The sequence below is a fragment of the Actinacidiphila oryziradicis genome (assembly GCF_005047355.1).
Lineage (GTDB): Bacteria > Actinomycetota > Actinomycetes > Streptomycetales > Streptomycetaceae > Actinacidiphila > Actinacidiphila oryziradicis.
Genome location: NZ_SUMC01000011.1, coordinates 171212 through 187224, shown reverse-complemented (window position 1 = coordinate 187224; position 16013 = coordinate 171212). Strand labels below are relative to the sequence as shown.

General features: G+C 68.9%; 17 protein-coding genes. 13 read left to right on the top strand and 4 right to left on the bottom strand.

Annotated elements, in window-relative coordinates; genetic code table 11:
• The 7 genes from FCI23_RS15155 to FCI23_RS15125 all read left to right on the top strand — a co-directional run.
• A partial coding sequence (locus FCI23_RS15155) for a PP2C family protein-serine/threonine phosphatase (protein WP_136724394.1) occupies window positions 1-351 on the top strand: 351 nt, incomplete at its 5' end.
• Window positions 352-850: 499 nt separating this feature from the next.
• Window positions 851-1636, top strand: coding sequence for a hypothetical protein (locus tag FCI23_RS15150; protein ID WP_136724393.1), 786 nt, complete (start codon window positions 851-853; stop codon window positions 1634-1636).
• Window positions 1637-1960: 324 nt separating this feature from the next.
• Entirely contained in the window at window positions 1961-2572 is a 612-nt protein-coding gene (locus FCI23_RS15145) for a hypothetical protein (protein WP_136724392.1), read from the top strand.
• A gap of 158 nt (window positions 2573-2730) precedes the next feature.
• Window positions 2731-3489 carry a TnsA-like heteromeric transposase endonuclease subunit gene (locus tag FCI23_RS15140; RefSeq protein WP_136724408.1) on the top strand — a complete coding sequence of 253 codons (759 nt, stop codon included), beginning with the start codon at window positions 2731-2733 and terminating at the stop codon, window positions 3487-3489.
• 119 nt (window positions 3490-3608) lie between these two features.
• Window positions 3609-5600, top strand: a complete 1992-nt coding sequence (locus FCI23_RS15135) for an integrase (protein ID WP_407645962.1) — start codon at window positions 3609-3611, stop codon at window positions 5598-5600.
• Entirely contained in the window at window positions 5594-6658 is a 1065-nt protein-coding gene (locus FCI23_RS15130) for an ATP-binding protein (protein WP_136724391.1), read from the top strand. Before FCI23_RS15135 ends, FCI23_RS15130 begins: the two co-directional genes overlap by 7 nt.
• Window positions 6655-7788 (top strand): TniQ family protein, encoded by a 1134-nt coding sequence (locus FCI23_RS15125; RefSeq protein ID WP_136724390.1) that lies wholly within the window; start codon window positions 6655-6657, stop codon window positions 7786-7788. The genes FCI23_RS15130 and FCI23_RS15125 overlap by 4 nt, the downstream gene beginning before the upstream one ends.
• A 241-nt stretch (window positions 7789-8029) precedes the next feature.
• Here the strand turns inward: FCI23_RS15125 and FCI23_RS15120 are convergent, their stop codons facing one another.
• Together FCI23_RS15120 and FCI23_RS62355 are read right to left on the bottom strand one after the other, a co-directional pair.
• Window positions 8030-8434, bottom strand: a complete 405-nt coding sequence (locus FCI23_RS15120; RefSeq protein WP_246143718.1) for a hypothetical protein — start codon at window positions 8432-8434, stop codon at window positions 8030-8032.
• Between the two features lie 295 nt (window positions 8435-8729).
• A complete protein-coding gene (locus FCI23_RS62355) occupies window positions 8730-8891 on the bottom strand; it encodes a DUF3761 domain-containing protein (protein ID WP_265737745.1) in 162 nt (53 codons plus the stop codon).
• Between the two features lie 207 nt (window positions 8892-9098).
• Here FCI23_RS62355 and FCI23_RS15110 point away from each other — a divergent pair, with 207 nt between their 5' ends.
• Window positions 9099-9629 carry a hypothetical protein gene (locus tag FCI23_RS15110; RefSeq protein WP_136724389.1) on the top strand — a complete coding sequence of 177 codons (531 nt, stop codon included), beginning with the start codon at window positions 9099-9101 and terminating at the stop codon, window positions 9627-9629.
• A gap of 63 nt (window positions 9630-9692) precedes the next feature.
• Here FCI23_RS15110 and FCI23_RS15105 read toward each other — a convergent pair whose 3' ends face one another.
• Both FCI23_RS15105 and FCI23_RS15100 read right to left on the bottom strand, forming a co-directional pair.
• A complete protein-coding gene (locus FCI23_RS15105; protein WP_246143717.1) occupies window positions 9693-10043 on the bottom strand; it encodes a tyrosine-type recombinase/integrase in 351 nt (116 codons plus the stop codon).
• A 661-nt stretch (window positions 10044-10704) separates the two neighbouring features.
• The gene (locus FCI23_RS15100) at window positions 10705-10944 is read right to left on the bottom strand and encodes a DUF6875 domain-containing protein (protein WP_136724388.1); all 240 of its coding nucleotides are present in this window, start codon (window positions 10942-10944) and stop codon (window positions 10705-10707) included.
• Window positions 10945-11293: 349 nt separating this feature from the next.
• On the opposite strand from FCI23_RS15100, the gene FCI23_RS15095 reads away from it, so the two are divergent.
• The 5 genes from FCI23_RS15095 (at window position 11294) to FCI23_RS15075 (ending at window position 16012) form a co-directional block, all read left to right on the top strand.
• A complete protein-coding gene (locus tag FCI23_RS15095; protein WP_211265330.1) occupies window positions 11294-12847 on the top strand; it encodes a UxaA family hydrolase in 1554 nt (517 codons plus the stop codon).
• Window positions 12823-13383, top strand: a complete 561-nt coding sequence (locus tag FCI23_RS15090; protein WP_136724387.1) for an SMP-30/gluconolactonase/LRE family protein — start codon at window positions 12823-12825, stop codon at window positions 13381-13383. The genes FCI23_RS15095 and FCI23_RS15090 overlap by 25 nt, the downstream gene beginning before the upstream one ends.
• Window positions 13380-14141 (top strand): SDR family NAD(P)-dependent oxidoreductase, encoded by a 762-nt coding sequence (locus FCI23_RS15085; protein WP_136724386.1) that lies wholly within the window; start codon window positions 13380-13382, stop codon window positions 14139-14141. Before FCI23_RS15090 ends, FCI23_RS15085 begins: the two co-directional genes overlap by 4 nt.
• Window positions 14138-14902 carry an SDR family NAD(P)-dependent oxidoreductase gene (locus FCI23_RS15080; protein WP_169316801.1) on the top strand — a complete coding sequence of 255 codons (765 nt, stop codon included), beginning with the start codon at window positions 14138-14140 and terminating at the stop codon, window positions 14900-14902. Before FCI23_RS15085 ends, FCI23_RS15080 begins: the two co-directional genes overlap by 4 nt.
• A gap of 114 nt (window positions 14903-15016) precedes the next feature.
• Window positions 15017-16012 (top strand): LysR family transcriptional regulator, encoded by a 996-nt coding sequence (locus FCI23_RS15075; RefSeq protein WP_169316800.1) that lies wholly within the window; start codon window positions 15017-15019, stop codon window positions 16010-16012.
• Window position 16013: the final 1 nt, after the last annotated feature.

Genomic DNA, 16013 nt, shown 5'->3' with positions numbered 1-16013 from the left:
TCCGAACCGCCCATCCCCAGCCGCGCCGTCGACCCGTTCATCTTCGAAACCGGCGACCTGCTCGTGCTCTACACCGACGGCGTCATCGAAGCCCGCTCACCCGACCGAGACTTCTACCCTCTCGCCGAACGGGTCGCCTCCCTCCCCGCATCCGGCCCCGACGCCCTGCTGCACCACATCCACCGCGACCTGCTCGCTCACACCGGTGGGCGACTCGACGACGACGCCGCCCTCCTGGTCATCGAACGCACCGCCTCCCACCACCTCCACCGGCCGCATATCACGGCCCACCCCTTCAACGGCCACCGACAGCTCCACACCAGCGGACCGCCCCCACCCACAGATCGCTGACCGTCGCCGTCGGCCCTGCCGTGCCCTTCGCGCGTCCGGGGCCGGTCACGGGTCGAGGCCGCGTTCCGGTTGGCAGATGCTGCACGTCGTGACGCCAGATCCAGCGCCTTCCGGTCGAGCCGTCCGCCGCCTTTGACGCGGCAACTGTCACGGTGAACCACGCCGTGGCCAGTGTCGCCGTCGGGGTTGGGCACGTGCTGCAGCCGCCACGCCAGCTCGGTACGTGGCTCCGGTGGCTGCGCTGCGACCTTCTTGGCCTGCTGAATCTTCGCGTCGACCGCGGCGAGCTGCATCTGCAGGTAGACACGGATCACCCGCAGGCGCTCCAAATCCGGCGGCAACTCGTACATATATTCGAGCGTAGCCGCGCGGCGTGGAGTCGGCCAGATGATGGGCGCTTGTGCTGTCGCATCGAAGGTTGAGCATTCTCACCGAACCTCGGTGACCGGTAGATTCGTCGCATCGGAGTTTGAGTGGGTGCGAGTCTTAGCCGGTAGGGGTGGCAGTGGGGGAGTCGGCGGATGTGTATCCCGTCGAGGGTTTCGTCTTCGTTGATGAGGAAGCTCCTGGCTACCTGAAGGCGGCGGCCGGTGCCCGGGTCGTACTGCCGTCGTTCGAGCCGCCGTACATCCTGGTCGGCCGCACGCTGGAGCAGGTCTTCGCGCAGCACTGGCCCGGTCGGCTGTTCCGGGCCCGGGTGGTGCCCGGGGCAACGGACGAGGAGCGCGCCGCGATGGCGCGGGCGAATACGGGGGCGAATACGGGATTCGCCCGCGCCATCGCTGTCGACCTGTTGGAGGAGATCCCGCCGTCGGTGCTCTTCGGACCGCGGGGCGACGCTGTGGTCCGTGTCCTGGAAGCCGGGCTCGCCCTGGATGAGGAACGTGCGCGAAGGCTTGCCTCCGCCCGGGATACCACAGCCGGCCTGGAGTACGGCAAGGCATGGGGCCGGTGGCTCGCCGACCAGCCGAACGGTGCCCCCTACCGGACCTGGCGTCACGGATCGGCTCTGGCTTATCCCGGGGCCGGCCCTTCGAGATCACCGGTGGGATACGGGTTCCTCGCGATCCACCACGTCGTTCTCACCGCTGCTCGGTCCTGCGCCGGTTCGGATTCTCTCACCGTGGACGAAGATGGGAATGAGGTTCTGGGGGAGCCATGGACGAGCGCCCTTTTTGCGCTGCTTGATGCGGCGATGAGGTTCGGCGCGCCACAGCTGACGGACGGTCCCGTCGGCGAAGTGCTCGCCAGGGCGTGGAACACAGTGTTCGAACCCGTGTCGTAAGAACTCGACCGGACCCCGCTCACCGCTCAGCCTTCGATGAGACACGCTCAACCTTCGGCGAGACGAGACAGCGCTGTCCGGTGCCACTGATCCTTGACCGATTGTCCCGTCTCACGCGATCTGGTCCCGGTCTCAGATGATCTGGTCCGATTCGCTCGTCGTCTCAGATGATCTGGTCCGTCAGGACACCCGTCGGAGGGAGGCAGCCTTCGCTGATGAGCGCAGAGGCCGCTGGGGGCTCGGGTGTGGCGTTGTCACTGGTGACTGCGATGATCGCCCTGGCTGGCGTGAGCACGTTGGTATCGCGACTCTGGGGTGGCTCGAATGGATACGTGGCAGGAGCTTTCGGCGCTGGTGGAGGAGCGACTGAAGTCGGTGTCGTCTGGCGAGCGTGGGGTGTTCGCCGCCGGTGTCGCGGAACGCCTGATGGGCTGGCACGAGGCACTGCCGGAGGACGAGCAGGCGTCGTTCACTGTGAGCTTGCGGCCCCTGCTGAATTCCGTTTGGGAGGGCGTTCTCGGTGACTCGACCGCCTTTTCGGCCGTCAAGCGCGGTGTCGCCGAGTACATGCTCAGCGAGTACTGCCACAACGACGGTCAGGACGGGCCTGATGACGCGGACGAGTCGGCTGCAGCGGCGGCGTTGTATGCCGCGCATGCCTACCTGTTCACCTGCCAGGATTTCGCCGTCTGGACCAGCGGTCGGGCAGTGGAGGCCATCGACCAGCATCTTCAGTATCTGGCTGAGCAGGAAGAAGACGAACTCCCCGTCGATACGGACGAGGCACTGGCCTCCGAGCTGCAGCGGCAGCTACGGGATCTCGACCTCATCGCACGCTACTCAAAGGATCTTCGCTACGCCGGCATGGGACTGCCCATCGACACGTCCATCCGACTCCGCGTCGAGCTGCGTGCCCCTCTCTCCAGCCGGGAGTGAGCTCCCCAGAAGCAGTCAAGTCCCTGCTGGCCTGCGTCGACCAGATTGTTTGAGACGAGTTGTCACCTTTTCGGGTGACGGCAACCGGCTCTCTGTCGTGGGCGTCCTCGTGGTGCCTCACCCTCGCAGTGAAGGGGAGATCGCGGCTGGGGGTGTCGATGGACGGGTCGGCGTTGAGGGCCTCTGCCCGGGAGTACGCCTCGGGCGTCGAGGTCGGGTTCGTCGACGCCGACGGTGTCGAGCGTTCCGGGCCGTTGACGTGCTGGTGGGGGGAGCCCTTCGAGTTGGCCTCGCCGGTGCGGTCGTTCGCCTCGTTCAAGGGGCGGAAGAACTTCACTGGTGAGTACTGGGTGGCCACCTCGCGGACTCAGGTGGGCTACGAGTCGTGGGTGGAGCGGGACGCGGCGATGGCGCTGGACTTCGATCCCGCTGTCGTCGCGCTGGCCTCGCAGCCCTTCCGTCTCACCTGGACGGACGGGGAGCGGGAGCGCGGGCATACCCCGGATTACTTCGCCCGGTTGCTGGACGGCACAGGTGTCGTTGTCGACGTGCGACCGGAGGACCTGGTCGACGAGGTCACTGCCGAGGTCTTCGCGTTCACCGCACGCGTCTGCGAGGGGGTCGGCTGGCAGTTCCGCCACATCGGTGACCTGCACCAGCCCTACCGGGTGAACCTGCGCTGGCTGTCGCGCTACCGCCACGGCCGCTGCCATCGCGCGCCGGTGGCGGACCGGCTGCGGAAAGTCTTCGCCGAACCCCTGCCCCTGCTCGCCGGGGCCGAGCAGGTCGGGGACCGGCTGGCCGTGCTGCCGGTGCTCTACCACCTGCTCTGGCGGCAGGAACTGGCGGCGGACCTGGTGATGGACCCGCTGGGCACCGACACCCCGGTGCACCTGACGTCCCGGGGTCGGCTGTGAACTCTGCGCGGCCCGGTCGGCTGCGGCTCGGTGACCGGGTCAGGTTCCAGGAGCGCACCTATGCCGTGGTCGGCCTGACCGGGATGCGGGTCCGGCTGGCCGACGCGCTCGGCACGGGAATGCTCGTCGACCAGGTCCACCTGCAGTCGGCTGAGGACTTCGCGGTGCTCGGGGTCGGCGACCGGGCAGCGCTGGGTTCGGCTGCTTCGCTGGACCGTCTGCCCGGGCCGGTGGCCGAGCGCGCTTTGTGGTGGCAGCGGCACTTGGTCGAACTCCTCACCGGTCTGCCGCCCGACGCCCCAGCCGGGGCCCGGGTCAAGCCCGAGTACGATCCGGCCGGCCGTTCGCTGGCGGAACGCGAGCGGGCGAAGGCGGCCGAGCTGGTTGCGCTGGGCGAGGAGGTCACGGCGCGGACGGTCAAGCGCAAGCGCCAGCAGTACGAGGCCGGCGGGATCGCGGCGGTGGTGGACCACCGGCTCGCCCCGCACGCTTCGCTGCTGGGGCGGGCCGATGCGAGGGTGGTGGCGGCTATCCGCCAGGCGATCGGTGAGAGCGTCCCGGCCTCCACCCGCACGATCGAGCACGCGCGCTGGCGGACCGAGCGGATCCTGGACGCCGAACACGGCCAGGGCGTGGTGGAGATGCCGTCGCGGGCCACGTTCTACCGGCTCTTCGAGAAGCTGTCGCACGGAGTCCACGTGACCGGTTCGGCCCGCACGCGCCGCTCGTTGGCCGACCAGCCCGAGGGGCCGTTCCGTTACGAGTCGGTCGCGGCGCCGGGCGAGCTGATGCAGATCGACTCCACCCCGCTGGACGTGCTGGTGCGGCTGGACGACGGGGTTCCCGGGAGGGTTGAGCTCAGCGCCCTCGTTGACCTGGCGACGCGCACCGTTGCCGCGGCGGTGGTGCGGCCGACGACCAAGTCGGTGGACGCCTCGCTGCTGCTGGCCCGCGCGCTGACCCCCGAGCCGATGCGGCCCGGCTGGGTCCAGGCCCTGGAGATGTCCCGTTCGGTGCTGCCACACCGCAGGCTGCTGTCCCTGGACGAGCGCCTGGAGCACGCTGCGGCCCGGCCGGTGATCATCCCGGAGACCATCGTCTGCGACCGGGGCAAGGCGTTCATCTCGGACAACTTCCGCTCCGCCTACCGCACCCTGGAGATCACCTTTCAGCCCTGCCACCCACGCTCCCCGGCGGAGAAGCCCCATATCGAACGCACACTTGAATCGGTGGCCACGCTGTTCTGCCAGTTCGTCTCCGGTTACCTCGGCCGGACCGCCGAACACCGCGGCCGAGGCGTGGAGGACGAACCGCTGTGGTCGATGCTGGAGATCCAGGACTTCCTGGACGAGTGGCTTATCGCCAAGTGGCAGAACAGGCCCCATGACGGGCTCCGCGACCCGGGCGTCCCCGGCCGGACCTTCACACCGAACCAGAAGTACGCCGCCCTGGTCGAGAGCGCCGGCTACGTCCCCCTCGCTTTGAGCGGCGACGACTACGTCGAACTGCTGCCCGCGACCTGGCGAGTCGTCAACTCCTACGGCATCAAAATCAACAACCGGGTCTACGACTGCCCCGACCTGGGTCCGTTCCGGCGCCAGCCCTCCGGCGTCACGCGCAAGCAGAACCTGTGGGAGATCCACCGCGACCCCTACGACGCTGGCTGGATCTGGATGCGCCACCACTGGGAGACCGGCTGGATCCCGGTCCCCTGGAAGCACCTCGGCAGCGTCCCGCAGCCCTTCGGCGACCTGGCCTGGGACCACGCGGCAGCCGACCTGCGGAGCAAGGACAACCCGACACCGACCGAACAGGAGACCGCCCAGGCCGTCGCCAAGCTCCTGGTCAGAGCCAACCAGGGACCGACCGACCAGGGCGACGGACATGCCGCACGGCCATCCAAGCGCGACCGGCGCGTCGCGGCCCGGACCCGAGCCGCCGCCGAGAGCACCGGACCGCATCCGCCCAGGCCAGAGCCGCCTCCAGTCGCCGAGCACGATCCGCCTCTCCACGGTGACGAGGCAGTGGACGGCACAGACGACGAGCCGATCGCGAAGGTCATCCCGCTCGGCGTCTTCGACCCCTTCAAGGAGGCGGACAAGCGATGGTGACCGCGACCGGCCTCACCCCCGGCCAGGACTCGGACCCAGGTCGGCAGCACGGATGGCGACGCGCCCTGGACCGCGAAGACCTGCACCGCTACCTCACCACCCTGGAGGGCTGGCGGGAGTTCACCACCCAGGACCCGGCCCCGCCCGACCTCCTGACCGAGAACCAACTCGCCGACCTGGACGACGACGGACGGCTGGACTACGACGACGGCCGCCTCGACTACCACACGCGCCTGACCGTGGCCGCGACCTCAACCTTGCGCACGGTCGTGCACGCCGGCAGGCGCCTGACCCTGCTCAACCGGCACGCGATCAGCGCCCGCCGGGGCCTGATCCTGTCCGGCGCGGCCGGGACCGGAAAGACCACCGCACTCACCCAGTTCGGCAAGACCATCGAGGTCATCGACCGGCGTCAGCACCCGGGCTTCGACCGGATCCCGGTGGTCTACGTCACCGTCCCGCCCGCCGCGACGTCGCGCATGCTGGCCGTCGAGTTCGCCCGCTTCCTGGGCCTTCCCGTCACCACCCGTGCCAACATCACCGACGTCATCGAGGCGGTCTGCGGCGTCCTGATCGACGCGAGAGTGAGCGTCGTGTGTGTCGACGAGTTGCACAATCTCTCGCTTGCGACCAGAAACGGCGCTGAGGTCTCGGACACGTTGAAGTACTTCTCTGAACGGATCCCGGCCACTTTCGTCTATGCGGGGGTGGACCTGGAGGCAAACGGGCTGTTCAACGGCACCCGCGGTCGGCAGATCGCCGGGCGCTTCGCGGTCATCGACACCGTTCCCTTCCCCCGCACCCAGGAATGGACCGGCCTGGTCAGCACCTTCGAGGCGGCCCTGCGGCTGCACCACCACCAGCCGAAGACCCTGGAAGGGCTGTCCGGTTATCTCCACCAGCGCACCGGTGGCATGATCGGCAGCCTCTCCCACCTCATCCGCGGAGCCGCCATCGACGCCATCCTGGACGAAACCGAGAAGATCACCCGACAGTCGCTGGAACGCGTCAAGCTCGATCGCGCCGCCCAGACCCGGAAGGCCAAGCCCGCCTCATGACGGCTGGCACTGACGACGGTGATCGACCTCGCCTGCTACCGGCCCGCCCTCGACCCAGGAGCGGGGAGACCACCGACTCCTACATCCGCCGCCTGGCCCGCGCCAATCATCTCAAGCCCAGCTACCTGCGGGGATACCTCGTCGGACCGCCGGACTACGGATGTGGGAAACGTCCCCGAGCCGACCGGCTCGCCGCTGCCACTGGCCGTCAGCAAGACGCCCTGGAAAGAGCGCTGATCGACCTGGTGCGACGGAAGCGAGAGGAGCCGGCCAGGCCCAAGCGTCACGTCACAACCAGTGCGGACAAGCCCGCACTCTTCGCAGCGATCCGTGAAGACGTTGCCGCTGGAGAACTGTCGGTCCAGCGGCTGGCGAAGCTGCATCACGTCAGCCAGCACATTGTCCGCCAGGCCCTGGCCTCGCCCACACCGCCGCCCCGCAAACAGCGTCCGGCCATCGAAGGCCCCGCGAAGGGTCGAGTCGGCCCCGCCATCGACGCCATCCTCGACGAGCACGCCGCCACCCACGCGGGCCAACTGCCCCCGGTCCGGCTGGTCTGGGAACGTCTGCTGGACGAACACGACGCCACCGTCGCCTACGCCACCGTCCACCGCTACATGTCCAGCCATCCGCTCAAGAACCCGGACACCTTGACCAGCCACCCAGGACGCACCTCGGGGAACTCCCTCGCAGAATCCCGGCAGACCTTCCAGCCGGGCGTCTTCAAGCACCACCGGGCCCTGCTGACCGCCGTTCGCCGGGAACCCGCCAGGCACGGCATCGATGGCACCTTCGCCACGGCCACCGCCTTCATCCTCGGCCTGGACGCCGGTACTTCCTGGCACATGCTCACCGGTTTCCAGGAATGGCTCGTGGTCCGCCTCGGCCGAGGCCACGACATGACCTGGGCCGCCCTGGTCCGCCACCTCGCGCCAGGAGGCTGGATCCACCCGCTCACACCCAGGGCCGAAACCGACGCCGTGATCACTCTCTACCGACTCCTGAGCGAGTTCTTCCACGCGCGTGAGCGACCGGACGGCCTCGCCCGGATCTTCAGGGACTACCAGGCGTGGCTGACCACCCAGGCGTGGTATCAGTTCGAAACGACGGAACCGAACCAGATCAACTGAGACGGCACCCGCCATCCATCCTTCCGGGACCAGATCACCTGAGATTTCCGGCAACCCGGCGTCTCAATTGATCTGGTCGCCGCAGGTCACAGCGCCGTCAACAGACCAGATCATTTGAGACGGGACAGATTGCCACTGAAGATGGACCACTGCGCGGTTCGTGCCATCGAACCTTGACCACCCTGGTCAGGCCGATTCCGCACCCGTCGATGGCCCCGCGCCGCCGGACGGCTCCGGGGTATCACGGGCACTGGGGGCTGAACTCGGCGGCGATGTTGTTCCACATGAAGCCGTCTCGCCAGCCTGGCTTTGCCCCGGCCCAACCGAGCAGCGCCCCGAGGACCTTGTCCTGAGAGATTGTCTGCGTCTGATAGTGCAGCTCAGCGACGCCGTCCCGGTATTCGAGCTGGAAGGTGTTGTTGTCGCGGAGCAGGACCTGGATGTACCAGCTGCCAGGTTGTTCCTCATCCACCCGCTCCAGGACCATGTGGGCGTTCCCCCGTCGAAGGTTGGCCAGCATCGTCCCGATAGCAGGCTTGGACGGGCGTTTCACCACATGGCCACGCTCGTTGGTCGCGATCAGCATGGCCAGATCATCCAGCAAGGGTCTGACACCGCCCAGCAAGGCTCTGACCAGGGTGGTCAAGGTTCGATGGCACGAACCGCGCAGTGGTCCATCTTCAGTGGCAATCGGTCAAGGATCAGTGGCACCGGACAGCGCTGGTGCCGGTCTGACCGAGCAGGGCGAAGGCACCGCCCGGGACGCCGGCGGGGGGGCTTTCGTGCGTCCGGGGTCAGCTGCGCCGTTACGCCGACGCCTTCATTGCTTCCGCTGCTCCTTGCGCTGCTTCCTTCCCTGCCTCGCGCAGGTGTCGGCCGCCCTCTCGTAGGGTGCCTTCCTCTTGTTCGAACAGGCGCTCAGGCACGGGTCGGCTTTCTGCCTACTGGTACCAGTACTCGACGCCACCGCCGTGGCGGCTGCACGTCCCCTGGAAATGCGCCGAGAAGCTGATGCTGCCATCCGTGCACTGCGCCATCGCCCCGGCCGGATGCGGCGACCCGGCGGCACACGTCCCGACCGTATGTGAGGCACACGTCGCCACCGGCGCCTGAGCGGCCGCGTGGGTGGTCGTGACGGCCCGCGGCCTGGCCGTCTTCGTGACCACCTTGGCCGGAGCCGTAATCACCTTGAAGGGCGCCTCACGATAGCCGCCTCTGTGCCCAAACCGTAGCGTCACGGAACAGCAACACCACTTCCCCCACAGCGGCCGTTCCGCTCGAATGGGTCGTCACACACTAGAGAGGGACCAATGCACCACACCCGCACCACCGTGCTATCCGCAGCCGCCGCCGTTCTGCTCCTCGCAGGATGCGGAAGTAGCGCCAGCACGAGCACGCCCGCCGCCAGCAGCCCGGCCGCGGCCCAAAGCTCCACCGCCGCCAGCACACCGCTCACCGCCACCACGGCATTCACTGGGCTCGCCAAGACCGTCACCACGGCGCGGCTCACCGGCACAGTCACGGCCGCCAACGACAGCAACCACCTGCTCGGCCGACCCAACCAGTACACGTCGAAGATCACGTTCGCCGACAGCCGCATCGCCAAGGCCGATACCTCGGGCTTCAGCAAGGGTGATGTCGAACTCGGCGGCGCCATAGAAGTCTTCAGCGATCCGGCCGACGCCACGGCCCGCGCCAAGTACATCCAGGCCGTCACCAAGAGCATGCCTGCCCTCACCGAATACGACTACGTCCACGGCAGCACCGTGGTCCGCGTCTCCCGATTCCTCACGCCCAAGCAGGCCGGCGAGTACGAGACGGCAGCAGGCAAGCTCGGCTGAACGGCCCCGCCGGACCTGGTACGCACGGTGCGGGCATCAGGTCCGGCCTCCGGCCGCGCCGGGTCACAGGCCCGTCCCGGTAACCGGGTTGTCCTCCCACTTGTCGACGTCCTCGAAGTAGCCGAGGAGCGCCTTGGAGCCGTCGGCCCATCCGCCGTGGCGTCCGATGCTCACGATGTCGTGGCCAGCCTTACGGGCGGCGGTGGCGAAGCCGCGGCGCAGGGAGTGCCCGGTCCACTGTCCTTTCAGTCCGGCGGCGTCGGCGGCGCGCTCGACGACCTGCGCGGCGGCCTGGGCGGTGAGCCGACCGGACGGGTCGCCAATCGGCTCGATGATGCCCGTCTTCCGGTTACGGCGGTTCATCGGCGGGGCGATACGGCCGTGCCGGTCGATCCGGTGTCCGGTTCGTCCCAAGTTACTGAGGTCACTAAAGGGGACCAACCCGGCGGGAGAGCACATGAATCAGCCGCCGGAGATCGCCCATGGGGTTTACCTCGACAGCACCGGGGCCCGCCACCTGCTGCGGTCGGTCCGACCCCTCCATGGCGGCGGCGCGGCCCTGTGCGGCAAGGCGCCGGGGGTAGGGGGTTGGCGGCGGGGAATGGTCGACAAGGCCCGGCAGACTCCGCTGTGCCGCCAGTGCCGGGCGGTGCGGGGCCGATGAGCTGATCGTGAACGGGCTCCATGGCCGAGGTTCAAGGCGACGAATTGCTACTCATCCTGAGTGGTAATGGCGAGAACCCGCAGGTCGAGTGTTGGGGACCACCGCGGTCCCTAACACGAAGCGTAAGCCTGGGCGTCCGCCATCCGTCTTCTACGTCCGCCGGGTCGTCCGCTCCCGGTACATGGACCGGGACGACGTTCTGGACAAAGTGAAGGCCCTCGCCCTCTGCCCTGATGGCATCCACGCCACTACGCAGGACGTGGCCGACTACTTCGAGGTGGGGTACTCCACCATCCGAAAGCTAGCTCAGCGTAACCGCGAGGAGCTGCGGAGCAACGGCTTGGTGGACAAAGAAGCAGGTCAGGAGTTGTGGGACACAATGTCACACAACATGAAGCGTAATCCCGGACGTCAGCCGACGAACTTCTTCGTCCGCCGGACTCTCCTCAACGTGGCCCGAGAGGTCCAGGCACGACGTACGGACGGCGGAGAGCGCCGAGGAGACGCAACGCTCAAGACGCCTGTGGTGTCGGTTGCCGGGTCTCGGTACTTCCGGAACCAGTGTGGCCGGTCGGACAGGAAGAAGATGTCGTGCAGGGCGATGCCGCGGATCGCGAAGACCGGCACCGGCGCCCGGACGGCGGAGTTCATCGGGCGCACCGCGCCTGGCGGCGGCCGTTCGCCGGCTCGATCTGATCGAGGGGCGTCTTCGTGCCGATCATCATGCTCCTCTCGGGGTGGTCGTCGGTTGAACGTAATCATGGGGAACGGGTGCGCGAAGCGCGAGTTGTCGCCGACACGTGTTACGGATCGATGCGATCCGGATTCCGGGTGGATGGCCGATTGCCCGCGCAATTGACTGTGTCAGTCGTCTGACAGATGTTTCCATCCGTTTGTCACGCTTCACGACAGCAGCAGCCGCCGCCTAGCGTTTGCGACACAACAGCGACAGGCGCCGGTTTCGGCAGCGGACTCCGCACGTCAGTTTGAAGGAGCTCGAGTGAATGAGACGACGGCCGGCCCTGTGCCGCCTTTGGGGCGGCCCCGACTGCTGGTGGCCGACCGCAGCGCCGACAACGTCGGGTTGACCTTGGTTGATCTACGCGAGGGGGCGACCTGCGACGCCGGTCCGGCGCGGATCCCGATCGCCCAGGACATCCCGGCCGGCCACAAGGTCGCGCTGACCGACATCCCGGCGGGCCAGGCGATCGTGAAATACGGTGCCGTGATCGGGTACGCGACGGCTCCGATCACCCCGGGCAGCCATGTCCACGTCCACAACGTCGCGGTCAGGGGTGCGGCCTCGCCCAATCGCATGGACGCCCGGCAGACCACCGTCGCGTGGACGCCGCCGGTGGCCCCGACGCGCGACTATTTCCTTGGCTACAAGCGGCCCGGCGGCGCTGTGGCAACCCGTAACTACATCGGAATCCTGCCGTCGGTGAACTGTGCAGCCACGGTGTCCCGGATGGTCGCCCAGGCCGCGGAGGCCGCGCACGCCGGGACCCCCGGCCTGGACGGGGTGATCGCCCTGGGCCACGACCTGGGCTGCGGCCTGGCGGAGGGCGGCCGGGGCGATGAGATCTTGCGCCGTACCTTGCACGGCTATGCCGCCCATCCCAACCTGGTCGGGGTCGTTTCCGTCAGCCTGGGCTGTGAGGTCAACCAACCCGAGCACTTCCTGGAGGACCTGCCCCGACCGGTCGAGCAGCTGACCATCCAGGAGCTGGGCGGGTCCGCCGCGACGGTGAACGAGGCGCTGCGCCGGGTCGCGGTGATCGCAGAAGGGGTCGCCGGACTTCGCCGGGAGCCGCTGCCGCTGTCCGGACTCATCCTGGGCCTGCAGTGCGGCGGCAGCGACGCCTACTCCGGCCTGACCGCCAACCCCGTCCTGGGAGTGGCCGCCGACCTGCTGGTCGCCGCGGGCGGCCGGGCGATCCTCGGGGAGACCCCGGAGATCTTCGGGGCCGAGCATCTGCTCGCAGCGCGGGCCGCCGAGGCGGGCCTGGCCGATCGCCTCGACGAGATCCTGGAGTGGTGGAAGGAGTACGTCCGCGCCAGCGGCGCCGAGTTGGACAACAATCCCTCGCGCGGCAACCGCGACGGGGGCATCACCACCATCTGGGAGAAGTCGCTTGGCGCGGTCCTCAAGGGCGGCAGCAGCCCGCTGCGGGCAGTCGTCGACTACGCCCAGCGTGTCGAGGCCCCGGGTCTGACCTATATGGACACCCCCGGCTACGACCCGGTATCGGCGACCGGCATGGTGGCAGGCGGGGCGAACCTGCTGGCCTTCACCACCGGACGCGGTTCGGTGTTCGGATCCCGCCCGGCCCCCTGCCTCAAGATCGCCACGACCAGCCGGCTGTACCGGCACATGGTCGGCGACATGGACTTCGACGCCGGGGCGGCGTTCACCCGCGAGGAGCAGATCGCCGCAGGCATCAGGCTGTTCGAGCGCCTGGTGGACCTGGCGTCGGGCGAGCCGAGCAAGTCCGAGCTGCTCGGGTTCGGCACTGAGGAGATCGCCCCGTGGCGGATCGGAGCGGTGCTGTGATCGCGACGGTGTTCGATGCCGGACGGTACCGGCTGGCGGAAGGGCCGCGCTGGGACGCCCGTACCGAGACGCTGGTGTGTGTGGACATCCTCGGCAGGCGCATCCTGCGCCGTGGCCTGGCGGGCGAGACCCCGGAGACGCCGGTGGAAAGCGAGGTCGGCTGCCTCGCCCTCACCGAGGATCCTGGGGAGGCCTTCGCCGACACGCGGGCCGTTGACGGCATCCCCGACGGGATCGCGGTGGACGGCGAGGGCAGGTTGTGGTGTGCCTTCTGGGACGGCGCGAACATCACCTGCTTCGACCCCGACGGCACCGTTCGCCAGACGCACTCGGTCCCGGTTCTGCGGCCGACCAGCCTCACCTTCGGCGGCCCCGACCTGACCACCATGTTCATCACCAGCGCCTCCCGCGAACTGACCGAGACACAGCTGGCCCGGTGGCCGCTGTCCGGCTCAGTGCTGCGCGCCGAGACCACGCACCGGGGCCGCCCGGCCAACCTGTTCACCACCCCTGTCGCTTCGATCGGACCCGCATGAGATTCCACAACAAGATCGCCGTGGTCACCGGCGCGGACTCGGGCATCGGCCGGGCCACGGCCCTGCGGCTGCTCGAAGAAGGCGCCCTGGTCACCGCCGTCGACCTGCGCCACAGCGAGCCGTGGCCGGCCGAGTACGCCGGCAACGTCACGACCCTGACGGCCGATGTCGCCGACCCCGACGCCCCCGCGACGATCATCGACTCGGTAGACGCGGCCCACGGCCGTCTCGACATCCTGGTCAACGCGGCGGGCATCCTCAAGATCGCCCCGATGCTCGCGGTCACCCGCGCCGACTGGGACCGGGTTCTGTCGGTCAACCTCGGCGGCGTGTTCTTCCTGTGCCAGGCCGCCGCCGCGCTGATGGTGAAGGCAGGGGTACGAGGCCGGATCGTCAACGTGTCGTCCGTACACGCCGTCGTCTCCGAGCCGGACGCGGCGCCCTACACCGCCTCCAAGGGCGGCCTGGAGGCGATGACCCGCACCATGGCGTCCGAGCTCGCAGCGCACGGGATCACCGTGAACGCGGTGCGGCCCGGCGCGACCTGGTCGGGGATGAGCCGGCCCATCTACACGCCCGAAGTCCTCGCCGCCTTGTCGGACAAGATCCCGCTCGGTGAGGTCGCGCAGCCCGAGTGGGTCGCCGCGGCGATCTGCTACCTGGCCTCGGACGAGGCCCGCTACACCACCGGCGCCGCCTTGGACGTGGACGGCGGCTACTCCATGGACGGCTCGCTGCCCGGAAGGCGGTACCAGTGACAACGCCCGCACCCCCGATCGCCGTAGTCACCGGCGCCGCATCCGGCATAGGCCGAGCCACGGCGCTGCGCCTGGCCCACGACGGCTTCCAGCTCGTCCTCATCGACGTCGACGAGCAGGGCCTGGCCGACGCCTCCGCACGGCTGGCCGAGACCGGAGCGAAGGGCACCACCTTCCGCGCCGACCTGCGGGACGCCCACGCTCTGGGCGACGTGGCCCGGCAGATCGCGCTGACCGTCGGCACCCCGGCGGTGCTGGCCAACGTCGCGGGCGTCGGCGTCGCCGCCAGCGTGGTGGACACCAGCGACGAGGACTGGGACCGGATCATCGGCGTCAACCTCACCGGCGCGTTCCTGATGACCCGGGCACTGCTGCCGCTGATGCTCGACCGCGGCGCCGGCGTCATCGTCAACGTCGCCTCCACCGCGGCGGTCGTGGGGATCCAGCGCCGGGCAGCGTACTGCGCCTCCAAGGCCGGGCTGGTGGGCCTGACCCGCGCCGTCGCAGTCGACCACGCGGCTCAGGGGATCCGCTGTGTGGCCGTGTGCCCCGGCACGGTGGAGACGGAATGGATCGAGAAGATCATCGAGGGCGCGCCGGATCCGGACGCCACCCGCCGGCAGATGGCCGCCCGGCAGCTCGACGGCCGGATGGGCACACCGCAGGAGATCGCCGACGTCATAGCGTTCGTCGCCTCGCCGTCCGGACGGTTCATCAACGGCTCCGCGCTGGTCGTCGACGGCGGCATGACTGCGGCATGAGCCATGGTCGAGAACACCCCATTGCCCAGCGCTCATACAATCGTCCTCACGACGCCGCTACCAGCGCCTGGCTCTCCGGCGGCCTCGTCGGCGACGACAATGGATAGGTGGCTCATGTCTGGTGAATCCACCGGCGAGCACCTGAGCCATGCGCTGCTGCGCGAGACCGCATCGATCCAGACCGCGTGGCTGCACAGCTTCCTCGTAGTCGCGGAACAGGGCGGCTTCGGTGCGGCGACCATGACGCTGCACCTGTCGCAATCCCGGGTCAGCGCCCACATCGCCGCACTGGAACACGCCCTGGGCGCGAAACTGTTCGACCGCAAGTCCCGGCCGACCACGCTGACCCCGGCCGGCGAGCTGTTCCGCCCCTACGCCGAGGCCGCGCTCGGACACCTGCGCCAGGGAGTGGAAGCCGTCCGGAACACGATCGATCTGGCCGTGGTCCGGATGGTAGTCGGCAGCTACCCCAGCGTCAGCTGCAGCTACCTGCCGTCAGTCCTTCGAGCCCTCAGCGGACACCACCCTGGCGTCACCGCGACACTCATGGAAGGCACCGCCGCCTCGCTGGAAGCGGCACTCGTGGCCGGCACCGTCGACGTCGGATTCCGGCCGCTGCTGCCCGCGACCCGCGAGGCGGGCCTGTGTACCCGCCCGATCTGGCGCGAACCCATCGTCGCCGTCATGCGTGCCGATCACCCCTTGTCCGCACAGCGCGCCGTTACAGTGCCGGACCTGCTGGCCAACCCGCTGATCGGCAACCCCTCGGGCACCGAAGAGGAAGGCGGCGGCTTCGATCTGCGGCGCGTCCTCGGAGCCGAGGCCGCCCGGGCGACCATCGCCTACCTGACCGACCAGCCGGCCACCCTGGTCGCCCTGGTCCGCTCGGCGTTCGGTATCGGGCTCATCAACACCCTGGCCCTGACCACCACCAGCACCGACGGCCTGGTCACCCGGCCGATCGAATCACCGACGGCCTACCGGCACGTCGCACTGTTCTGGAACCAGCGCCGCTCGCGCGACCAGGCAGTGCGCGCGTTCCTGCGCGCCATCGACGAAGCGGACCTGCCCGACGGCGTCGTCGCCCTGCAACCGACCGACTGCGACTGAA

Coding starts and splice junctions, on each gene's coding strand:
- FCI23_RS15145 (WP_136724392.1), top strand. CDS start 1,961: ATGGATACGTGGCAGGAGCTTTCGGCGCTGGTGGAGGAGCGACTGAAG.
- FCI23_RS15140 (WP_136724408.1), top strand. CDS start 2,731: ATGGACGGGTCGGCGTTGAGGGCCTCTGCCCGGGAGTACGCCTCGGGC.
- FCI23_RS15135 (WP_407645962.1), top strand. CDS start 3,609: ATGCTCGTCGACCAGGTCCACCTGCAGTCGGCTGAGGACTTCGCGGTG.
- FCI23_RS15130 (WP_136724391.1), top strand. CDS start 5,594: ATGGTGACCGCGACCGGCCTCACCCCCGGCCAGGACTCGGACCCAGGT.
- FCI23_RS15125 (WP_136724390.1), top strand. CDS start 6,655: ATGACGGCTGGCACTGACGACGGTGATCGACCTCGCCTGCTACCGGCC.
- FCI23_RS15110 (WP_136724389.1), top strand. CDS start 9,099: ATGCACCACACCCGCACCACCGTGCTATCCGCAGCCGCCGCCGTTCTG.
- FCI23_RS15100 (WP_136724388.1), bottom strand. CDS start 10,944: ATGAACTCCGCCGTCCGGGCGCCGGTGCCGGTCTTCGCGATCCGCGGC.
- FCI23_RS15085 (WP_136724386.1), top strand. CDS start 13,380: ATGAGATTCCACAACAAGATCGCCGTGGTCACCGGCGCGGACTCGGGC.
- FCI23_RS15075 (WP_169316800.1), top strand. CDS start 15,017: ATGTCTGGTGAATCCACCGGCGAGCACCTGAGCCATGCGCTGCTGCGC.